General features: G+C 65.4%; 16 protein-coding genes and 1 tRNA gene. 8 read left to right on the top strand and 9 right to left on the bottom strand.

Features of this window, described 5'->3' with window-relative positions; genetic code table 11:
- Window positions 1–21 precede the first annotated feature (21 nt).
- From Q0082_RS11010 to Q0082_RS10995, 4 genes are all read left to right on the top strand, one after another.
- Window positions 22–696, top strand: coding sequence for an HAD-IA family hydrolase (locus tag Q0082_RS11010; RefSeq protein WP_298192443.1), 675 nt, complete (start codon window positions 22–24; stop codon window positions 694–696).
- Window positions 697–802: 106 nt separating this feature from the next.
- Window positions 803–1,648: a glutathione-dependent disulfide-bond oxidoreductase gene (gene yghU / locus Q0082_RS11005; RefSeq protein ID WP_298192441.1), complete on the top strand. Its 846-nt coding sequence runs from the start codon at window positions 803–805 to the stop codon at window positions 1,646–1,648.
- An 81-nt stretch (window positions 1,649–1,729) separates the two neighbouring features.
- Window positions 1,730–1,804: transfer RNA gene (locus Q0082_RS11000), tRNA-Gln, on the top strand.
- A gap of 134 nt (window positions 1,805–1,938) precedes the next feature.
- Window positions 1,939–4,803: a calcium-binding protein gene (locus tag Q0082_RS10995; RefSeq protein WP_298192439.1), complete on the top strand. Its 2,865-nt coding sequence runs from the start codon at window positions 1,939–1,941 to the stop codon at window positions 4,801–4,803.
- A gap of 22 nt (window positions 4,804–4,825) precedes the next feature.
- Here Q0082_RS10995 and Q0082_RS10990 read toward each other — a convergent pair whose 3' ends face one another.
- From Q0082_RS10990 to Q0082_RS10980, 3 genes are all read right to left on the bottom strand, one after another.
- Complete coding sequence (locus Q0082_RS10990; RefSeq protein ID WP_298192437.1) at window positions 4,826–7,225, bottom strand: serine/threonine-protein kinase; 2,400 nt, start codon at window positions 7,223–7,225, stop codon at window positions 4,826–4,828.
- A 4-nt stretch (window positions 7,226–7,229) separates the two neighbouring features.
- A complete protein-coding gene (locus tag Q0082_RS10985) occupies window positions 7,230–7,775 on the bottom strand; it encodes an ECF-type sigma factor (protein ID WP_298192434.1) in 546 nt (181 codons plus the stop codon).
- An 87-nt stretch (window positions 7,776–7,862) separates the two neighbouring features.
- Window positions 7,863–10,571, bottom strand: coding sequence for a calcium-binding protein (locus Q0082_RS10980; RefSeq protein ID WP_298192432.1), 2,709 nt, complete (start codon window positions 10,569–10,571; stop codon window positions 7,863–7,865).
- 134 nt (window positions 10,572–10,705) lie between these two features.
- On the opposite strand from Q0082_RS10980, the gene Q0082_RS10975 reads away from it, so the two are divergent.
- A complete protein-coding gene (locus tag Q0082_RS10975; protein ID WP_298192430.1) occupies window positions 10,706–11,884 on the top strand; it encodes an aminotransferase in 1,179 nt (392 codons plus the stop codon).
- Here Q0082_RS10975 and Q0082_RS10970 read toward each other — a convergent pair.
- The 4 genes from Q0082_RS10970 to Q0082_RS10955 all read right to left on the bottom strand — a co-directional run bounded on the left by Q0082_RS10970 (window position 11,881) and on the right by Q0082_RS10955 (window position 13,987).
- Window positions 11,881–12,576: a glutamine amidotransferase gene (locus Q0082_RS10970; RefSeq protein ID WP_298192429.1), complete on the bottom strand. Its 696-nt coding sequence runs from the start codon at window positions 12,574–12,576 to the stop codon at window positions 11,881–11,883. The genes Q0082_RS10975 and Q0082_RS10970 overlap by 4 nt on opposite strands.
- 11 nt (window positions 12,577–12,587) lie before the next feature.
- The gene (locus tag Q0082_RS10965; RefSeq protein WP_298192427.1) at window positions 12,588–12,890 is read right to left on the bottom strand and encodes a hypothetical protein; all 303 of its coding nucleotides are present in this window, start codon (window positions 12,888–12,890) and stop codon (window positions 12,588–12,590) included.
- Between the two features lie 251 nt (window positions 12,891–13,141).
- Window positions 13,142–13,531 carry a GNAT family N-acetyltransferase gene (locus Q0082_RS10960; protein ID WP_298192426.1) on the bottom strand — a complete coding sequence of 130 codons (390 nt, stop codon included), beginning with the start codon at window positions 13,529–13,531 and terminating at the stop codon, window positions 13,142–13,144.
- 60 nt (window positions 13,532–13,591) lie between these two features.
- Window positions 13,592–13,987, bottom strand: coding sequence for a rhodanese-like domain-containing protein (locus Q0082_RS10955; RefSeq protein WP_298192424.1), 396 nt, complete (start codon window positions 13,985–13,987; stop codon window positions 13,592–13,594).
- An 84-nt stretch (window positions 13,988–14,071) separates the two neighbouring features.
- On the opposite strand from Q0082_RS10955, the gene ftrA reads away from it, so the two are divergent.
- The 3 genes from ftrA (at window position 14,072) to Q0082_RS10940 (ending at window position 18,094) form a co-directional block, all read left to right on the top strand.
- Window positions 14,072–15,049: a transcriptional regulator FtrA gene (ftrA, locus tag Q0082_RS10950; protein ID WP_298192422.1), complete on the top strand. Its 978-nt coding sequence runs from the start codon at window positions 14,072–14,074 to the stop codon at window positions 15,047–15,049.
- Window positions 15,050–15,563: 514 nt separating this feature from the next.
- Entirely contained in the window at window positions 15,564–17,261 is a 1,698-nt protein-coding gene (locus tag Q0082_RS10945; RefSeq protein WP_298192420.1) for an alpha/beta fold hydrolase, read from the top strand.
- Window positions 17,262–17,272: 11 nt separating this feature from the next.
- Window positions 17,273–18,094, top strand: coding sequence for an alpha/beta fold hydrolase (locus tag Q0082_RS10940; protein WP_298192418.1), 822 nt, complete (start codon window positions 17,273–17,275; stop codon window positions 18,092–18,094).
- An 84-nt stretch (window positions 18,095–18,178) separates the two neighbouring features.
- On the opposite strand, the gene Q0082_RS10935 is transcribed toward Q0082_RS10940, so the two are convergent.
- Complete coding sequence (locus Q0082_RS10935; protein ID WP_169793754.1) at window positions 18,179–18,337, bottom strand: hypothetical protein; 159 nt, start codon at window positions 18,335–18,337, stop codon at window positions 18,179–18,181.
- Between the two features lie 59 nt (window positions 18,338–18,396).
- Window positions 18,397–19,992, bottom strand: a complete 1,596-nt coding sequence (locus tag Q0082_RS10930) for an isocitrate lyase (RefSeq protein ID WP_298192416.1) — start codon at window positions 19,990–19,992, stop codon at window positions 18,397–18,399.
- Window positions 19,993–20,060: the final 68 nt, after the last annotated feature.

Raw genomic sequence — 20,060 nt, 5'->3', positions numbered from 1 at the left:
CGCGCCGCCACGGAGCGCGGCATGACCGAATTTCCCTTCCAGATCGTCGGCTTCGACCTCGATGGCACGCTGCTCGATACCGCCTACGATATCGGCCATGCGCTCAACCACGCGCTCGCTCATGTCGGCCGGCCGCTGGTCCCGCTCGATCAGGCGCGGCGCTATATCGGCGGCGGCAGCGCGCAGCTTCTGCACAATGCCCTCATGGCGAGCGGCGGAATGGACGGCATCGATTTCCCCGCGCTGCAGGAACGCCTGCTCGCCTTCTACGCCCAGAATATCGCCCGCCACACCGCGCTGTTCCCCGGCGGCGAGGCCATGCTGGAGGCGCTGGCATCACGCGGCGTCCACCTCGCCATCGCCACCAACAAGCGCGAGGACCTCGCGCGCCGCCTGTTCGACGAGCTTGGCCTCACGTCCCGCTTCGCCACGATCATCGGCGGCGACACACTGGGGCCGGGCCGCACCAAGCCTGCGCCCGAAATGCTGCATGAAATGGTCGCGCGGCTCGGCGGCGGACGGGCGGCCTTCGTCGGCGATACCACCTTCGATGTCGGCGCAGCGCGCGCAGCAGGCCTGCCGGTCGTAGCGGTGGGCTTCGGCTTCAACGATCTGCCGCCGCATGAACTCGGCGCGGATGCCGTGATCGACCATTTCGACGAGCTTGTCCCGACATTGGAAGCGCTGGCGCGATAGAAAAAAGTGGGGGCGCAGCAGAATATCTGCGCGAGCGCTCCGCCTTGCCATCGGCGCAGGGCAACGCCACTCTTGGGGCAAGCAGCAAATCCCCAAGGAGAACCACATGTCCGAAGAATACGTGCCGCCCAAGGTCTGGACCTGGAACAAGGAAAACGGCGGCGCCTTTGCCGGTGTGAACCGCCCCACCGCCGGCGCGCAGAAGGAAGTGGAGCTGCCGGTCGGCGAGCATCCTTTCCAGCTCTATTCGCTCGGCACGCCGAATGGCCAGAAGGTCACGATCCTGCTCGAGGAGCTGCTCGAGCTCGGCATCAAGGAAGCCGAGTATGATGCCTGGCTGATCAAGATCTTCGAAGGCGACCAGTTCGGCAGCGGCTTCGTCGATCTCAATCCCAACTCCAAGATCCCCGCGATGCTCGACAAGAGCGGCCCTGAGCCCTTCCGCCTGTTCGAATCGGGCGCGATGCTGGTGCACCTTGCCGAGAAGTTCGGCCACTTCCTGCCCAAGGAAGGCCCGGCGCGCGCCGAAGTGCTCTCGTGGCTGTTCTGGCAGGTCGGCTCGGCCCCGTTCATGGGCGGCGGCTTCGGGCACTTCTATGCCTATGCGCCGTTCAAGATCGAATACGCGATCGATCGCTATGCGATGGAAACCAAGCGCCTGTTCGATGTCGCCAACAACCAGCTGAAGAAGACGCGCTTCCTCGCTGGAGATGACTATACCATCGCCGACATGGCCGCCTATCCGTGGCTCGGCAACATCTACCGCGGCGAAGCCTATGGCGATGCGGCGACATTCCTTTCGATGCACGAGTATGAAGCGGTCGGCCGCTGGGTTGCAGAGATCGATGCGCGGCCGGGTGCAAAGCGCGGCCGCCTCGTCAACACCAACAAGGGCATCCTCGAGCGCCATAGCGCGGCAGACTTTGCCGCGCTGCCCGAAGGCACGCTTTGAAGACACGGCGGATGGGGCAATATCCTGCCTCATCCGCCCCTTTTCATTCATGAACCCAGCGCTATAAGCGCGCCTTCCCGTTGGGGCGTCGCCAAGTGGTAAGGCAGCGGTTTTTGGTACCGCCATCCGCAGGTTCGAATCCTGCCGCCCCAGCCAGTTTCCCTTCACGATGGAGGGAAAAACCTTTGACCATCAATTATCTGCCGGGTTAGCCTCGCACTGCTACCGAAGCAGACTGCCCGCGCGCGCAGCGCCTTTGCATGCTGTTTCCACCAAAGGAAGAAGCAGCAATGAGCGGTCCGATCACCGGTACAGACGGCAACGACAATCTCATCGGGACGACAGCCGATGACATAATTGACGCCCTTGGCGGCGACGACCGGATCGACGGCGGCCGCGGTGCCGATACGATGACCGGCGGGACGGGCGATGACACCTTCCTCGTCGACACGCAGAAGGACATCGTGATCGAAGGGCTGGGCGGAGGGATCGACACGGTCCTGCTCACCCTGCGCAGCAATGCGCCATCGACCAAGTACACGCTGGCCGACAACGTCGAGAATCTGGTCGCCACGTCCGAATCGAACGCGCGACTGCTGCTCTACGGCAATGCGCTCGACAACCGGATCACCGCGGGCGACGGCAACGACTATCTGAGCGGTCTCGGCGGCACCGATACGATGCTCGGCGGGCTCGGCGATGACAACTACGTGGTCGACCGTTCGGACGACAAGATCATCGAGAAAGCGGGCGCCGGGAACGACAACGTCATCGCCTATGCCGATTACGTGCTGCCCGGCAATGTCGAGATCCTCTCGCTTATCGGCGGGGTGAAGTTCGGCACGGGCAACGCGCTCGACAACCAGATCTATGGCAGCAATGGCGACAACGTCATCGACGGCGGCCGCGGCGCGGACCGGATGTATGGCTACGCGGGCAATGACATCTATTTCGTCGACAATGTTGGCGACGTGATCGATGAAACGGGCACTTATGGCGGAGCCGGCAAGGACACCGTCAACAGCTCGATCAGCTACACGCTGACCGAGGCGGTCGAGAACCTCGTGCTCACCGGCATCGCCTCTCTTTCCGGCACCGGCAACACGCTGATCAACCGGATCTCGGGCAATATCGGCAACAACACGCTCGACGGCGTGGGGGGTGGTGACACGCTGCTCGGTGGCCTCGGCAACGATACCTACATCGTGCATGCCGGCGACAAGCTGATCGAACTCGCTGGCGAAGGCATCGACACGGTGCGGGCCGAAGGGAGCTACACGCTTGCGACCAATTTCGAGCGGCTGTTCCTGACCGGCACTGCGGGTGCCACGTTGACGGGCAATGCAGCCGACAACGTGATCGTGGGCAATGCCGGGGCCGACATCATCGATGGCGGCGAAGGCGCCGACGTGATGATGGGCGGCGGCGGCATGGACACCTATGTCGTCGATAATGTGGGCGACAAGGTGATCGAGACCGCCGACGGCGACAAGGACACAGTGCTCTCCAGCATCAGCTATATTCTCAGCGGCAACCTTGAGAATCTGACGCTCACCGGAACCGGCGCGATCAATGCCACGGGCAACGGCCAGTACAACACCCTCACCGGCAACGATGCCGCGAACGTGATCGATGGCGGCCGCGGCCGCGACGTGATGATCGGCAAGGGCGGCGACGACATCTATATCGTCGACGATGGGAACGACACGGTGCAGGAAGACCCCGGCGGCGGCACCGACACCGTTCGTTCGAGCCTGTACGCGACCTATCTGTCCTCCTCGGTCGAGCGGCTCGAACTCACCGGCGCGGCCAAGTTTGCCAATGGCAACGAGCTCGACAACGTGATCACCGGCACCGATCGCGACAATGTGATCGCTGGCGGCGCGGGCGCCGACCGCATGATCGGCGCGGGCGGCAACGACAGCTACACCGTCGACAACACTGGCGACCGCGTAGTCGAACTGGCGGATGGCGGCACCGACAAGGTGATCGCCGTGGCAACCTGGACGATGTCGGCAAACGTCGAAAATCTCGACATGCTGGGCAGCGACAACATCAATGCCACCGGCAACGATCTGGCCAACCTGATCAACGGCAACGAGGGCAACAATGTCCTTTCGGGGCGCGGCGGCAACGATGTGCTCAATGGCGGCGGCGGCGTCGATACGTTGATCGGCGGGACGGGCGATGATACCTTCATCGTCAACTTCATCGGCGATACCGTCGTCGAACGCGCGGGTGAAGGCACGGACACCGTCATCGCCGGTGCGAGTTACGCGCTCAGCGCCAATGTCGAGAACCTCGTGCTCAAGCCCTTCCTGGCCTTCAACGGCACCGGTAACGCGCTCGACAACACGATCACCGGCAATGATTCGAGCAATACGCTCGACGGCGGCCTTGGTGCCGACCGCCTGATTGGCGGCGCCGGGAGCGACCGCTATTTCATCGACAACGCGGGCGACACGATCGTCGACAGCGCCGGTGCCGGGGACACCGCGATCACCAGCATCAGCTACGTGGCCGCGCGAGGGATCGAGATCATCGCGACCTTTGCCTCGCGCGATCCGGCCACCGGCGCGTTCCAGCCTTCCACGGCCGACCTCAATCTGACGGGCAACAGCGCCGACAACTTCATTGACGGCACCACCGGGGCGAATGTGCTCGTGGGCGGTGCGGGCTACGACATCATCGTTTCCAACGGCGGCGCCGACACGATCAACGGCGGGCTCGGCAACGATACGCTGGTGGGCCTCGACAGTTCGGGGCGCATCAAGGGTGGTGACGGCGCGGATACCTTCGTGTTCGGCCTGCTCTCGGCCGGTGCCACCGGAGGCGCGGCGATCAGCGATTTTGCCACCGGGACCGACAAGCTCGAGATCATCACCGATGGCCTTGCCCCGGCGCTGGCCGACGGGCCGCTCGATGCGGCGAATTTCGTATTCGGCACCAGTGCGGCTGATACAGACGATGTGATCATCTACGATGAGGCCTCAGGCAAACTGTGGCTCGATGCAGACGGATCAGGCAGCGGCGAGCAGCAACTGATCGCACTGCTCGGTGCGGGCACCGAGCTGGCCCTGGCTGACATCACTCTGATCAGCCGTAGCGAGCTCGATCTACAGTTCTCCTCCTACTACGGGCAGATCATGGGCTAGAGCACTTTCCGACCAATCTGGTTCACCGTGATAGGTCGGAAAGTGCTTGGGCGCGCGCCGGGACGGTCGCCGTCAGGCAGTTGCGCGCCAGCCTTGCCTTGAGGAGGCTGATGTTGGCCTTCACATCGAACGTGGTGAGCAGACTGCGCCGGGCAAGGTCATCATACCGCCGCATGGTCTCGCGGTCCGCCACGCAGGCCTCGGCCTTGCGGCCTGCCGCGTCCAGCGTCTCGCCCACCAGCGTATGGTCAAAGACCACATCGCGTGAATGGAGCGGACTCGGTTCAGACCTGAGCAGCGCTTCGTCCTCGGCGCGCACTTCGGCCAGCAGGGCCAGGGCGGCCGCGGTCTCGCCCGCAAGCCCCATGGCCTGCGCGCGGGCATTGCGCACCACCCGCAGCCGCCGTCTGGCCTCGCGGTCGGCCGGATCGAGCCGTAACCCTTCGCGCGCGGCGGCCTCCGCCACGGCAAGCACCGCGAGCGCCTCGCGCGGCTGCTTGAGATCAGTGAGGGTCGTGCCAAGGTTCCATGCCGCGACGGACTTCGCGCCGGGCAGGAATGGATGCCCGGGATGGGCGCGCTGTAGCGCGTCCACTTCGGCCAGTGCGGCACGATAGACCGGCAGCGCCGCATCGGCGCGATCCTGATAATAGAGCGCCTCGGCCTTGCTGCTCAGCAGGCGGACCCGGTCGAGGCTGTCCTCCCAGCGCACCCCCGGCGGGATTAGCGCGAGCGCCACATCGGCAAGCCGCGCTTCTTCGGCAAAGTGGCCTTCCCAGCCCGCCAGATCGGCCATGACTGCCGCGCGCGAACGGGCCAGTGCCCGGTCTGCCGGGAACGCGGCGGCAAGGCGCGTCGCCTCACCCGCCAGCGCCACCGCCGCCTTGAGATCGCCCTGCATGAACACCGCGAGCCGCACACGTTCGAGCAGGACCCGCGCGCGCAGCGCCTGCGCCGCTGGCCGCGCCATCAGCGCCAGCAGCCGGTCGGCGCGCCGAAGGTTGGCGTCGGCGCGGTCCGGCTGGCCCAGATTGGGCCGTCCCGCGCCTGCCTGGTGCCGCGCGAGGAGCAGAAGACCCTCCGCTGCCTCGACCCGGATCACATCCGATCCCTCCGCGCTGCCGGCCAGCCGATCGAGATAGCGCTGCGCTGCCGCAGCGGTCTCCGCGCGCAAGGGCAGCGTGCCGGGTACGCTTTCGAGCCGGGGAAGCAGTGCCGTGATCATGTAGCGCGCCGCCCCGCGCGCATCGGCAAAGCGCGCCTCGGCCTCGACCCGCGCCGCTTCTGCCCGCCAGTACGAGAGCGTCGCGACCATGCTCGTCCCCGCCAGCACGACGAAGGCCGCCCCGGCGAGTGCCAGCCCCCGGCGGTGCCGCCAGCCAAATCGCCCCGCGACATAGCCCCAGGGCGCCGGCACCCGTGCCCGCACCGGCAGAAACGCCCGGTGGCGCCGCACATCCGAAAGCAGCGCCGCGACATCGGGGTAGCGGTCAGCCGGATCGACCGCGAGCGCCTTGGCCGCAATTGCGGCGAGATCGCCCTTAAGCAAGCCAGTGGGCAGCATCGAGCCCGGCACTGCCGCACCAGCGCCGTCCGGCAGCTGCCCGGTCAGCATCTGCACGAAGAGCATGCCGAGCGAGAACACATCGCTCGCCACCGTCGGTGCTGCGCCGCCGGTGCGCTCGGGCGCGGCATAGCCCCGCGTCAATGGCGAGGGCGCGGCCCCTTCCATGGCAAGATCGCCGACCAGCCGCGCGATCCCGAAATCGAGCAGGTGCACCGCACGATCAGGGCCCATCAGGATATTGCTGGGCTTGAGATCGGCGTGGATGACAAGATTGCGGTGCGCATGGACCACCGCTTCGCAGATCTGCTCGAAGGCATCGAGCCGCGCCGTCCGGTCAGCCCCCGCCCGTTCCAGCGCCTCGGTCACCGGCAGCCCGTCGATGAGGTCCATCGCCAGCCACGGCCGGCCCTCGTGCTCCCCGCCATCAAGAATGCGCACGATCCCCGGGTGCCGCAGCCGCGCAAGGATGCGGCGCTCCTCGGCAAAGCGGGCAAGGCCCGCAGCGCTCGCCAGATCGGCACGGATCAGCTTGATCGCCACGACCTGCTGGAATCGCCCGTCGTCGCGCTCCGCGCTCAGCACCTGGCCCATACCGCCACGCGCGATTTCTCCCGTCACGCGGTAGGGCCCGATCCGCTCGGCAATCACGTCGGTGAGGCCGAAGGCGCGGACGAAGCTGGTAGTCTGGAGGAACGGCGCGTCGCCGCCCTCCAGTGCCAGCAGCTGTTCCACCCGCGCGCGCAGCGCCGCATCCGCGCCGCACTCCTCATCCAGAAAACGCGCGCGCGCCGCCGGATCGTCGATCCCCAGCGCCTCTTCGACCAGAGCCAGCGCGCGGGCATCCTGCGCGCTCATCGCATCAATCCCCGAGCTCGGCGGCCAGCCACAGCCGCGCCGCTTTCCAGCGCCGCTTCACCGTGCTTTCGGATTCCTCCCACAGCGCGGCGATCTCTGGGACGGAAAGGCCGGCGAAGAAGCGCAGCTCCACCAGCCGCGCCAGTTCGGGCGAAGCCGCTTCGAGCCGCACCAGCGCCGCATCGAGCGCTTCGACATCGATCGCTGCCTCGCCCTCGGCCGTGACCGCAACCTCGGGCCGCTGGCGCTTGCGCGCCCGCCGCGTGCGGATCGCATCGATCATCGCCTGGCGCAGCACGCGCGCGCCGGTCGCGAAGAAATGCTGCCGATCGGCAAAGCTCATCCGCTCCAGCTTCATGAGCCGCAGCGCTGCCTCGTTGACGAGCTCGGTCGGCTGCAAGGTCAGGTAAGGCGCATCGCGGCGCAGCAGCCGCGCCGCCGCCAGCCGCAGTTCGTCGTAGACCGAGGCCAGCAGAGCATCGCGCGCTACCGAGCCGGTCGGCGCTGCGCCGCCCGGTTCGCCCAGCCCGTGATCCGCGCTCTCGCTCACCCCTTGCCGCTCCTTCCGCAGCCGAGAGGTTACGCGCGAGGGCCATGATGGCAACCATGTTAACCCCCGCTCCGGAGTGCGGCCGCGTCAGATCAGCACGATATCGCTGGCATCGAGCACCGGATTGCCCTGCAGATAGGCGATCACGACCTTTGCGCCCGCGCCGCTCCCGTCGGCATCATAGAACAGGGTGCCGGTCGTCTGATTGTAGATCAGGTGATGATCCGTCGTCGTCGCCGCATTGCCGAGGGTGAATTCGCTTGCCGCCAACTGGCCGGACTGCGTCTGGATTGCACCGAAGTAGTAGCGCTGGATCTCGATCCGATCGGTGCCGTGGACGAAGTCGACGAGCGTGTCGCGCCCGCCATCCACCGGCGAATTGTCGGCGAAGCGGAAGGCATCCGCGCCTGCGCCGCCGATCAGCATGTCGCTGTCCTTGCCGCCCGAAAGCACATCGTTGCCGCCCCCGCCGCGCAGCGTATCGCGCCCCTGCCGGCCTTCGAGCACATTGTTGCCGCTGTTGCCGGTCAGCGTATTGGCAAGCTCGTTGCCCTTGCCGTCGATCGCGGCCGATCCTGCGAGGTTGAGACGCTCGACCTTGTACGAAAGCTCGTACGACACGGTGGAATTGACGAGGTCGTTCCCTTCGCCGGCATATTCGACCGCCTGATCACTCGCGTTGTTGATGTAGTAGACGTCGTTGCCGGTGCCGCCATAGAGGTTGTCATTGCCGCTGCCGCTATAGAGCTGGTCATTTCCGCCCATGCCGCGCAGATCGTGATAGCCCGAACCCAGCGCGCGCATCACGTTGTTGCCGTCGTTGCCGACCGCGTAATAGGCGTCGCCAGTCAGCACCAGCCGCTCGAGGCCTGCGTCCATCACGTAGCTGTTGACCGAGACATAAGCGATGTCGTTGCCCGCACCGGCGGACTCGATGATCTTGTCGCCGGTATTGTCGACCGAATAGATATCGGAGCCGGTCCCGCCGGTCATGGTGTCTGCGCCGCCGCGCCCATCGATACGGTCGTTGCCTGCCCCGCCCGTCAGCACGTTCGCCCCGGCATCACCGATCAGGATGTCGTTGTAGGCCGTGCCATTGAGGTTCTCGATTTCGGCGTACTTGTCGCCAAGCGCCTCGCCGCCCTTGCCGCTGCGCACCGCAAGGCTCACCACGACCCGTGTGCCTGCGCCTTCGTAGCTTGCCGTATCGCTGCCATTGCCGCCGATCAGCGTGTCTGCGCCCGCCCCGCCGATCAGCGTATCGGCGCCCTCTCCGCCGGCAAGGAGATCGGCGCCGGCGCCGCCGCCCAGCGTATCATCGCCGCGCCCGCCTTCGATCCGGTCGTTGCCGTTCGCGCCGTTCAGGGTATCGTCGCCATCCCAGCCGGTGATGAGGTCGTTGCCCGCTCCGCCAGTGTGATTGTCGGCGCTGGCCGAGCCGCCAAAGGTCTCGCCACTCACCCCCGTGCCCAGCGAGAAGCGCTCGATCACGGTGTGGTTGAGGTTGAAATTGGGATAAGCGGGATTGGTCCGTGCATCATTGTAAGCAACATCAAACGTGCCGTCGCTGCGCACGGCAAGGTCATAAATGGAATAATTGTGTCCCGCCGTCGCCGCATCGGGATTGATCCGCTGCTGCTCGACAAAAGTCGCCCCGCCCGCGCTCAGCACGCCGGCATAGGCATTGATCGCGGCCGTGCCGTTCACACCGTCCGCGCCGTCCTGCCACGCGACCACGACGCGCCCATCAGGCAGCGCCTCAGCCCAGATATACTTGGTCACGTTGCCGATATCGGTGCCGCGCACGAGGAACGTCAGCGCATCGGTGGTCGGGTTCCCCGCCGCATCGAAGTAGCGGATCTTGGCATCGTAGCCGTCGAAGCCCCCACCTGGCTTGCCGAAGCTGTTCTCCGTCCAGACCACCGCAAATCCGCCCCCGGGGAGCGCGACAACGTTCGCCCCGGTGCCGTTGAGCGTGTTGACCCCGGGGTCGCCGCCGCCATTGCCCGTGTAATAGGGAATCTGGTCGACCCGGACCGGCGTACCCGGCGCGCCGCTCCCGCCGGAGACCTGCACGGTGAGCGTATCCTGCGCGTGGAAACCGCCGCCCACCGCCCCATCCTGCCCGACTTGCACGCGATCAAGATAGACATAGGCCACCTGCCCACCCGCCAACGTCCCGCTATCGTGGATATACTGGTTGTCGGCCTGCCGGTTGGTCGAGGCGCCATTGATCGTGATGCTGTCAGTCGAGGCGATGTTGGACGCTGCAAGCGGATTGCCGCTCGCGTCATAGTAGCGGATGCGCACGTCGCTCGCCTGATAGATGTTGTAGGTCTGCGCCGCACCGCCCTGCGTGTAGTTGACCGCAATCTGCGTCGCCGAGGAAGCGTCAGACGTGTAGGTCACCGCAAACCCGCCATTGGCTGTCGCTGTCAGCGTATAGCCGGTGCCCGAAAGCTCATTGCCGCCCTGCTCGGTCATTGGCTTGATATCGGTGCCGATCGGCTTGCCGGATGCATTGTACATGCGGATCATCATCCCGCGTCCGCCGCCGCTGTAGATCGTGCCATAGACCACCCAGCCGCCTCCGGTCAGCTGCTCGATCCCGCCGTAGCTGTAGTTGCCGACGGTATAGGTCGGAGCCAGCGTGGCCCGCACGCCTTCATCCGAAAGGCGCGAAAGGAAATTGCCGCCCTGCGCCGCCCGCACGAGGAGATCGGCATTCACCCCGGCATCGAACTGCACGTCATACCCGGCGCCCAGATCCAGGGCATTCATCCGCACCATCGTCATCGCAACAGGCTCCTTCACTCCCGCAGGCCCATTCGGCCCGTTCAGAAGACAAAGGCGCAGGCCGCGCGCAAAACGGTTCAGGTGCGCGCGAAAAAAGTTCGTGCCGTGCGCGCGGCGCGCTAGCGTGGGCCTCGATGACCCACCTCGCGCTCAATCCCATCTACGCCGCAATGCCCGTCACCGTGTTCGAGCACATGTCGGGCCTCGCCCGCAGTCTCGGCGCGATAAACCTCGGTCAGGGCTTTCCGGATACGCCGCCGCCCGCCGCGCTGACCGCCGCCGCGATGCGCGCGATGGAGACGCGCTCGCAGCAGTATCCGCCGAGCATGGGCGTGCCCGAACTGCGTGATGCGGTCGCCGCGTTCTATGGCCGCACGCAGGGGCTGGCCCTCACGCGCGAGCAGGTCGTGGTGACCTCGGGCGCGACCGAGGCGATTGCAGCCGCGATCCTCGCCGTGGTGGGACAAGGCGATGAAGTGCTGCTCTTCTCGCCCGCGTACGATGCCTATGCCCCGCTGGTACGCCGCGCCGGCGGTGTGCCGGTGTTCGTACCGTTGAGCCCGCCCGATTGGCACTACAGCGAAGCCGGAATCCGCGCTGCGATCACCCCGCGCACCCGCGCGCTGATCCTCAACGATCCGCTCAATCCCACCGGTTCGGTCGCGAGCGCGGATGAGCTCGCCCTCCTCGCAGAGATTGCCTGCGAGCACGATCTTGTCGCGATCTGCGACGAAGTCTGGGAAGCCGTACGCTTCGATGGCCGCGCGCACCAGTCGCTGCTCGGCCAGGCGGGCATGGCGCAGCGCACGATCAAGATCGGTTCGGCAGGCAAGATCTTCGGTGCGACGGGATGGAAAGTGGGCTGGCTTGTCGGCGATGCAGCGCTCGCCACTGTGCTCGCCAAGGCGCACCAGTTCCTCACCTTCACCACACCGCCGATGCTGCAATGGGCCGCCGCCGAGGGCCTCGCCGATCCGGGCATCACCGACGCGCTCCACGCCGAATGGTCTGCTTCGCGCGCCGTTCTGATCGACGGCCTGACCGCCGACGGCTTCACCGTGCTCGAAAACAAGGCCACGTGGTTCGCCTGCATCGATCTGCCAGCCAGTGGCATCGCGCTCGATGACCGCACCTTCAGCGAGCGCGCGGTGCGCGAGGCGGGGGTCGCCTCGATCCCGCTGTCAGCGCTTTGGGAAGGGCCAGAAGATTCCGGGGCGGGCCCGACCACCATCCTGCGCCTGTGCCACTGCAAGCCGCCCGCGATGCTGGAAGAAGCCGTCGCGCGGCTCAGCCGCTGGCGCGAAAGCCTCTAGACCGCGAGGCCTTCCAGCCACTCCGCAATCATCGCCCTGCCCGCTGCGACTGCGCGCCGCCCATTCGCAGCATGGGCGGCGCGCAGCTGATCGGGGCACTGGCCGGCGGCGGTGAGGTAATCGAAGTCCTGCGCGATCCAGTCCTCGAAGCGCTCGTCCTCGCCCATCTCGGCATGGAACTGCAGCGCCAGCACGTTGCGCCCGCGCCGGAAGGCCTGGTGGGCATAGAGCGGGCTCGAAGCCAGCAGTTCCGCTCCCTCCGGCAGCGTGAACGTATCGCCGTGCCAGTGCAGCACCGGCACCTCGGCCAGATGGCGGAGCGGCCCCTCGCGGTCGTGGATAGCCACCGGCGCGAAGCCGATCTCCTTGGCCGGCCCGGCATAGACGTCCGCCCCGAGCGCTGTTGCAATCATCTGCGCACCGAAGCACACGCCCAGCGTCGGCCGGTCTGCCGCAAGTCGGCGCGCGAGCAGCTTCAGCTGGCACGAGATCCACGGATGCGCCGCGCGCTCGTAGACGCCCATCGGCCCGCCCATCATCACCACCAGATCGGGCGCCACGAGATCTAGCGCATGGAAATCGTGATCGATCACGTCCACCCGGTCGATCGCATAGCCAGCCGCCTCGATCGGCGCGCGGAAGCCCGCAACACCTTCGCGGGGAACGTGGCGGATGATCAGCGCGGTCTTCATTCCCGGTGCGGTCAGATCAGCTCGAGATTGTCTTCGGCGGCAAGACGTGCCTCGAGTGCGCGGTCCTCAGCCAGATCCTCGTCCGCGAAAGGATCGAGCGCGGCGGCATCGAGCAGCACGAGATCGGGCTCGATCCAGCTATGGTGGGCAGATCGGTGGGCAGCGCCCGTCTCCACCGGGTGCGCGCCTGCCTGCGCAAGGGGCTCCTGCGCGTGAGCACCGAGCGGAACCGCGGCGGTGATGACGGCTACGGCCACTGCGGCGGGAACACTGAGAAGGCCGGAATATCGGGTCAGCGAGTTGTTCAACATCATGCGTCTCCTGCTCGGGACACGAACTGGCGCTGACGCCTCATTCGCGCGCTTTAGCCGTTGGTGACGCGGAGCAAGCTGCAACCCTTCAAAAGCCGCGACCGGACGGCAATCGGCAAGGCGATTCCCGTCCAGCCCCTATTGTCTACTATTTTAGTTGATTAATGGGAAGCGCAGTTTTCCTGTGCGGCGGCAAAGCGCCGCTTTGGTGAGATGAGCGCCATCAATGCTGCGCCAGAGGTTCGGCATCAGCCTCACAATACCAGCGCAAACCGCGTCTTGGCCGTCATCGCCGCGCCGATCCTGCAATAGAATGCTGTAGCCCGCTCGTTCCATTCCGGGGTTTGCCATTCCATCCGGTCCGCGCCCTCTGCCTTTGCCGCCGCGCAGGCCGCATGCAGCAGCCGTTGCCCGATGGCCTGCCCGCGGTGCGTAGCGCGCACATAGAGGCAATCGAGATGTGCCCACCGGCTGCCGCGCCACAGTGCATAATCAAACGTCAGCGCTGCATAGCCCAGCAGCACTTCGCCGCGCTCTGCGATAAGGACCTGGCACGGCGGCACGGGATCGGCGAGTAGCGCAGCAAGCGCCGCGACATCGAGCGTCGCCTCGGCCCGCTCGAAAGCAGTATGCGCATGGATCATGGGAAGTAAGGCGTCAGCATCTTCTGGCCTCGCGCGGCGGACGCAGGGTTCCATTCGGGCTCAGCCCTTGCTGGTGAGGGCAAAGCCTTCATCGATCCAGCCGGTGACCCCGCCCGCCATCAGCTTCACCGGCCGCCCCAGATCAGCCAAGCGCAGCGCCGCCCGCGCAGCGCCGTTGCAATGCGGCCCGGCGCAATAGACCACGAAGACCGTCTCGGCGCTCCACGCCGCCATCTTTGAGGCGATGATCTTGCCATGCGGAAGGCTGATTGCTCCCGGCACATGCCCCTTGGCGAAGAGCGCAGGGCTGCGCACGTCGAGCAGGACGAAGTCCGCACCCTCCGCAAGGGAGGCATGCACATCCCAGCAATCGGTCTCGAACGTGAACGAAGCGGCAAAGTACGCGCGCGCGGCGGCGCTCTCGGCAGGGGCAATGGCAGTCACGGCAGTCGGCATGGCGAGGTGCTCCTTTCACCGCCGGACATGCCGGAAGGCGCGCCTTGCTTGCAATTGGCACGGATGACAATATGCGTAAGGATCATGCCAAACACTTCTGAGACCCTGCCCGGCCCGCTCGTCGTCGCCCTGCTATACGATGGCCTGTGCACGTTCGAGTTCGGCATCGTTGCAGAAGTCTTCGGCCTTGCCCGGCCCGAGATGGGGCCCGGTTGGTACCGCTTCCGCAGCGCTGCGATCGAGCCTGGCACTCTTGCCGCACATGGTGGCTTCCGCATCCTGCCGGACGGCGGGGCAGACCTGCTGGAGGAAGCCGATCTCATCGTCATACCCGGCTGGAAAGGTGCCGAGGTCCCAGTCCCGGACACACTGATTGAAGCGCTGCGCGGGGCTCACCGTCGCGGTGCGCGGCTTGCCTCGATCTGCTCGGGCGCCTTCGTGCTCGCCGCCACCGGTCTGCTTGATGGCAAGCGGGCCACCACGCACTGGCGCTATGCCGATGTGCTGCGCCGCGCCCGTCCCGCACTCATGGTAGACGAAGCCTCGCTCTATCACGCCGAAGACCGGATCTTCACCTCCGCCGGCAGCGCCGCCGGCATTGATCTGATGGTCGAGATCGTGCGACGCGATTTCGGTCCCGACGCGGCCAATTCGGTCGCCCGCCGTCTCGTCATGCCCGCGCACCGCACCGGCAGCCAGGCCCAGTTCCTCGAGCGTCCCGTCCTCCCGCGCGGCGATGGTGCGATTCCGGCGCTGCTCGACCGCATCCGCGGCGATCTCGCCACCGACTGGACCATCGCGCGCATGGCCGCCGCCGCCGGCATGAGCCGCCGCACTTTCGAGCGCCGCTTTGGCGAAGCCACTGGCCAGGGCCCGGGCGAATGGCTGGTGAGCGAACGTGTCGAGGCTGCAAAGGATCTCCTCGTGCGCAGTGCAGGCTCGATGGAGATAATCGCACAGACAGTCGGCTTCGGAAGCGCACACGCGCTGCGCCACCATTTCCGCAGCCTCGTCAGCCTGACTCCGACAGCTTACCGCCGTGAACACGCGCTCGCGGCCTGAAACGCCGTGTTAGAGGCCAAGCTTCCGCCAGAAATCGTCAGCCGTCAGGCACCGGTCCTGCGGCGGCGCTTCGCCTGACAGCCGCCACGATGGATGGGGCAGACGCGCGTTCGCAATAACCGAGGTCGCGGCGGCCTTGCGGGGACGACGGGATAGGCTCGAAAGTCTCGACATCATCGTTTCTCCTGATCGGGAACACGAATCTGGCGAGGTCGCCTCAGTCCGTGCGCTTTAGCCGTTGGTGACGCGGAGCAAGCTGACATCCATCAAAAGCCGCGGTGGCGCCGGAGACTTGGGAGAGGAGGCTCTCCGGCGCACGTCATTTCTCTACAGATGAAGTTGAGTTTTGTCCTGCCAGGATTTCTGAAGCACGCACAAGTTTTGCTTGAGCCAAAGACGGATCAGGATGCGCCGCAAGGACGAACCCGGGTGGTTTCCTTGACGGCACCCGCCGCTCCGATACGTTGATCCCCAGAAGCGCTGGGCGAATCAGCGCCGGTCGGGGGAGAGACCGATGAACAAGGAAACCGCCTCACTCATCGATGAGGCCGCACAATCTACCACAGCTCTTGGGCCGCTCGTAGGCCTCGCGCGCGAGGATTTTGTCGGCGCGGTCGCGCTGCTGCTGCGCGAAACGGCGGGGAATCCTGTCCGTACATTGCGCCACAGTCAGGCGCTCGGGAAGGACATGGTCCAGATCCTGACCGGCAAGAGCGGGCTGGCACCCGATCCCAAGGACAAGCGCTTCAAGGACCCGGCCTGGCAGTACAACCCGTTCCTCCGCGCGGGCGCACAGTATTATCTCGCCGTAGAGAAGGGCATGAAGAATTGGCTCGAGGAGCTCGAACTCGATGCGATCGAGCGCGACCGTGCCAACTTCATAACCCAGATCATCATCGATAGTCTTGCGCCGACCAACTCGCTGATCGGCAATCCCACCGCACAGAAGCGACTGATCGACAGCGGCGGCCTCAGCCTCATCAAGGGCTTGAAGAACGCCTACAACGATCTCGTGCACAACAAGGGTCAGGTGAGCCAGGTCGACAAGCGGCCGTTCAAGCTGGGCGAAAACGTCGCGACTTCGAAGGGAAGCGTCGTCCACCGCACGCCGATCATGGAGCTGATCCAGTACGCGCCGACGACCGACGAGGTCCATGCCATTCCGCAGCTGACGATCCCGCCGCAGATCAACAAGATGTACATCAACGATCTCAGCCCTGAAAAATCGATCGTGAAGTGGCAGGTCGACAACGGCATCCAGACCTTCGTCATCAGCTGGAAGAACCCCATGAAGAACGAAGGCCACTGGAACATGGCCGACTACGTGGGCGCCTGCCGCGAGGCCATCGATGTGATCTGCAAGATCACCGGCGCGAAGAAGGTGAACGTTTCGGGCGGTTGTTCGGGCGGGCAGACCACCGCGATGCTGGCAAGCAAGATGGCCGCGGACGGCGATGACCGGCTCGGCACCGTCACGCTGATGGTCTGTGTCCTCCACCCGCAGCAAAACGATATTGAGGCCGGCGCGCTGATGACCGAGAACGGCCTCAAGCTCGCCAAGCGCCGCGCCGCGAAGAAGGGCATCATCAAGGGCAGCGATCTTTCGCGCGGGTTTGCCTGGCTGAGGCCCAACGACCTGATCTGGAACTATGTCATCAACAACTACCTGATGGGTGAGGACCCGCCCGCGTTCGACGTACTGTTCTGGAATGCCGATGCGACCAATCTCTCCGCCGCGCTGATGGGCGATTTCCTCACGATCTTCGAAACGCTGGCCTTTACCAAGCAGGGCGAGGTCGAGATGGTCGATCACAAGATCGATCTCTCGAAGGTCATCAGCGACGTGTTCCTGCTTGGCGGGGTGACCGATCACATCACCCCGTGGCGCGCCTGCTACCGCTCGACGCAGTTGTTCGGGTCGAAGGACGTGACCTTCGTGCTCAGCCAATCGGGACACATGCAGGCGATCCTCAATCCGCCGGGCAATCCAAAGGCGAAGTACTATGTCTCCAGGGCGGAAGGCCATCCCCCGGCCGATGTTGACACCTGGCTTGGCGGGGCCGAGGAAGTGGCGGGCAGCTGGTGGCCCTTCTGGATGGAATGGATCCAGCAGCGGTCTGGCCAGAAAGTGCCTGCACCGAAGAAGCTGGGCAACAAGGCCTATCCGCCGATGGAAGGCGCGCCGGGCCTCTACGTGCTCGAACCCGCCTGAGAGGAGTATGCGTGGTCAGCGCCAAACACCCGGAATTCACGGTCGAGACGGTCGGCGGGCGCGAGCTGCGTGTGGCCCGCTGGCGCTGGGACCAGCCCGGCGATCACCCGCCGCTGCTGTTCTTCAATGGCATCGGCGCCAATATCGAGGCGGTCGCCCCGCTGGCTGACGCCCTGCCGGACCGGGCGTTCATTACCTTCGACATGCCGGGCGTGGGCGGCAGCCCAGATCCGGTGGTGCCCTACAATCCGTTCCTGATGAGCTGGCACGCCAGCGATCTGCTCGAACGCTTCGGCGCGCCGCTGGTAGATGTCATGGGCGTTTCTTGGGGCGGTGCGATGGCGCAGCACTTCGCGCTCCAGCATGCAGGACAAGTGCGCAAGCTGGTGCTTGCGGCGACCACGGCCGGCATGCTCATGGTGCCGGGCAAGCTCGGCGCGCTCAGCAAGATGGCCGATCCGCGCCGCTACGTCGATCCGGCGTTCATGGAGCAGCACTTCCGGACGCTCTACGGCGGTCTCACCGGCGGCAAGGACGAGCATATTGCCCGGCTCAAGCCGCCCAGCCCGCGCGGCTATCTCTACCAGCTGCTGTGCATGATCGGCTGGACTAGCGTGCCGGTTCTGCCCTTTCTGAAGGCCGAAACGCTCATCATGATGGGCGAGGAGGATGCCATCGTCCCGCTCATCAACGGCAAGATCCTCAATACGCTGATTCCGGGCAGCCGGCTCGAAACCTTCCCCGACGGCGGGCACCTGTTCATGCTGACTCACAAGGACCGCACAGTATCGCTACTGCGCGAGTTCCTCACCGAAACACGGGCTGCCGCCTGACAACAAAAAGGCCCGCCGCGCGATTGGTCGCACGGCGGGCCAGCTTTCCTCCCCAGGAAAGTATCGTGTGGGGCGCAGGTCCGATCAGCGGCCCATGGCGCTCCCGAGCCGGTGATAAAGGTGCGAGAACTTCACCGATTCCGGCTGGTCCTCGATCACCTTGAGGTAGTGCAGCACTGCCTCGCGGATGAGCTTGAAGTCTTCGGTGGAAAGGACCGCACGGGCCCGGGTCGGTTCAGCCATTGTACTGCTCCTTCAATTTCCCCTCCCGCGTGCGGGAGGGGTCGGGGGTGGGTCTGCTCTCAGGCAGCGAACTGGTTCATGGTGTTGTGCGCGCCGCCCGCCTTCAGGGCCGCTTCGCCAGCAAAGTATTCCTTATGATCATCGCCAAGGTCGGACCCGGCCATGTTCTGGTGCTTCACGCAGGCGATGCCCTGGCGGATTTCCGCGCGCTGGACGTTCTTGACGTAGCCGAGCATCCCGGCGTCGCCGAAGTATTCCTTCGCGAGGTTGTCGGTGCTGAGCGCCGCGGTGTGATACGTTGGCAGCGTGATCAGGTGGTGGAAGATGCCTGCGTCACGTGCCGCATCGCGCTGGAAGGTGCGGATGCGCTCGTCAGCTTCGTCGGCCAGCGGCGTGCCATCATAATCCACGCTCATCAGGCGGGCGCGGTCATAGGCGCTCATGTCCTTGCCTTCCGCAGCCCAGGCATCGAACACCTGCTGGCGGAAGTTCAGCGTCCAGTTGAAGCTGGGGCTGTTGTTGTAGACGAGCTTGGCGGTGGGGATCACCTCGCGGATGCGGCGCACCATGCCGCCGATCTGGCCGATGTGGGGCTTCTCGGTCTCGATCCACAGCAGGTCCGCACCGTTCTCGAGGCTGGTGATGCAATCGAGCACGCAGCGGTCCTCACCCGTGCCGGGACGGAACTGGTAGAGGTTTGAAGGCAGGCGCTTCGGGCGCAGCAGCTTGCCGTCGCGGCTGATCAGCACGTCGCCGTGGCCGAGCGTCGTGGCATCGACTTCCTCGCAATCGAGGAACGCGTTGTACTGGTCGCCGAGGTCGCCCGGCTCCTTCACGAACGCGATCTGCTTGGTGAGGCCAGCGCCGAGGCTGTCGGTACGCGCGACGATCACGCCGTCGTCAACGCCGAGCTCCATGAATGCGTAGCGGACCGCGCGGATTTTCGCGAGGAAGTCCTCGTGCGGCACGGTCACCTTGCCGTCCTGGTGGCCGCACTGCTTTTCGTCGGAGACCTGGTTCTCGATCTGGATGCAGCAAGCGCCCGCTTCGATGAACTTCTTGGCGAGGAGGTAGGTCGCCTCAGCATTGCCGAAGCCGGCGTCGATGTCTGCGATGATCGGCACGATGTGCGTTTCATACTCGTCGATCTTGTGCAGGATGCGGTGGATGCCGACCGCATCGCCCGCGGCCTTCGCGGCATCAAGCTCGCGGAACAGCATGCCGAGCTCGCGCGCATCGGCCTGGCGCAGGAACGTGTAGAGCTCTTCGATCAGCGCCGGAACGCTGGTCTTTTCATGCATCGACTGGTCGGGCAGCGGGCCGAACTCGCTGCGCAGCGCGGCGACCATCCAGCCCGAAAGGTAGAGGTAGCGGCCCTTGGTCGTGCCGAAATGCTTCTTGATGGAGATCATCTTCTGCTGGCCGATGAAGCCGTGCCAGCAGCCGAGCGACTGCGTGTACTTAGCCGGATCGGCATCATAGGCAGCCATGTCGGCGCGCATGATCTTGGCGGTGTACTTGGCGATGTCGAGCCCGGTCTGGAAGCGGTTCTGCAGACGCATGCGCGCCACCGAGGCCGCGTCGATCCCATCCCAGGGCTTGCCATAGGGCGCGATCGCCTTGGCGGCTTCGTTGATGGTCTGGGAATAGGTCATGAGTCTCGCTTCCTGCTCTGGGGTAGGCTTGATGCACCCCGGCTAGACCCGCCACGCACCCCGCGAAA

It is taken from the genome of Novosphingobium sp. (assembly GCF_027489515.1).
In the GTDB taxonomy this organism is placed as follows: domain Bacteria; phylum Pseudomonadota; class Alphaproteobacteria; order Sphingomonadales; family Sphingomonadaceae; genus Novosphingobium.
Note: the sequence above shows the minus strand (reverse complement) of the source record. Positions and strands in the feature narration are given on the sequence as shown.

Bases quoted from the DNA above. Each gene is read 5' to 3' on its own strand.
- Q0082_RS10960 (WP_298192426.1), bottom strand. From the start codon at position 13,531: ATGATCCATGCGCATACTGCTTTCGAGCGGGCCGAGGCGACGCTCGAT.
- yghU (WP_298192441.1), top strand. From the start codon at position 803: ATGTCCGAAGAATACGTGCCGCCCAAGGTCTGGACCTGGAACAAGGAA.
- ftrA (WP_298192422.1), top strand. From the start codon at position 14,072: ATGCCAAACACTTCTGAGACCCTGCCCGGCCCGCTCGTCGTCGCCCTG.
- Q0082_RS10965 (WP_298192427.1), bottom strand. From the start codon at position 12,890: ATGATGTTGAACAACTCGCTGACCCGATATTCCGGCCTTCTCAGTGTT.
- Q0082_RS10990 (WP_298192437.1), bottom strand. From the start codon at position 7,225: ATGAGCGCGCAGGATGCCCGCGCGCTGGCTCTGGTCGAAGAGGCGCTG.
- Q0082_RS10980 (WP_298192432.1), bottom strand. From the start codon at position 10,571: ATGACGATGGTGCGGATGAATGCCCTGGATCTGGGCGCCGGGTATGAC.
- Q0082_RS10930 (WP_298192416.1), bottom strand. From the start codon at position 19,992: ATGACCTATTCCCAGACCATCAACGAAGCCGCCAAGGCGATCGCGCCC.
- Q0082_RS10955 (WP_298192424.1), bottom strand. From the start codon at position 13,987: ATGCCGACTGCCGTGACTGCCATTGCCCCTGCCGAGAGCGCCGCCGCG.
- Q0082_RS11010 (WP_298192443.1), top strand. From the start codon at position 22: ATGACCGAATTTCCCTTCCAGATCGTCGGCTTCGACCTCGATGGCACG.
- Q0082_RS10995 (WP_298192439.1), top strand. From the start codon at position 1,939: ATGAGCGGTCCGATCACCGGTACAGACGGCAACGACAATCTCATCGGG.
- Q0082_RS10970 (WP_298192429.1), bottom strand. From the start codon at position 12,576: ATGAAGACCGCGCTGATCATCCGCCACGTTCCCCGCGAAGGTGTTGCG.
- Q0082_RS10945 (WP_298192420.1), top strand. From the start codon at position 15,564: ATGAACAAGGAAACCGCCTCACTCATCGATGAGGCCGCACAATCTACC.
- Q0082_RS10975 (WP_298192430.1), top strand. From the start codon at position 10,706: ATGACCCACCTCGCGCTCAATCCCATCTACGCCGCAATGCCCGTCACC.
- Q0082_RS10935 (WP_169793754.1), bottom strand. From the start codon at position 18,337: ATGGCTGAACCGACCCGGGCCCGTGCGGTCCTTTCCACCGAAGACTTC.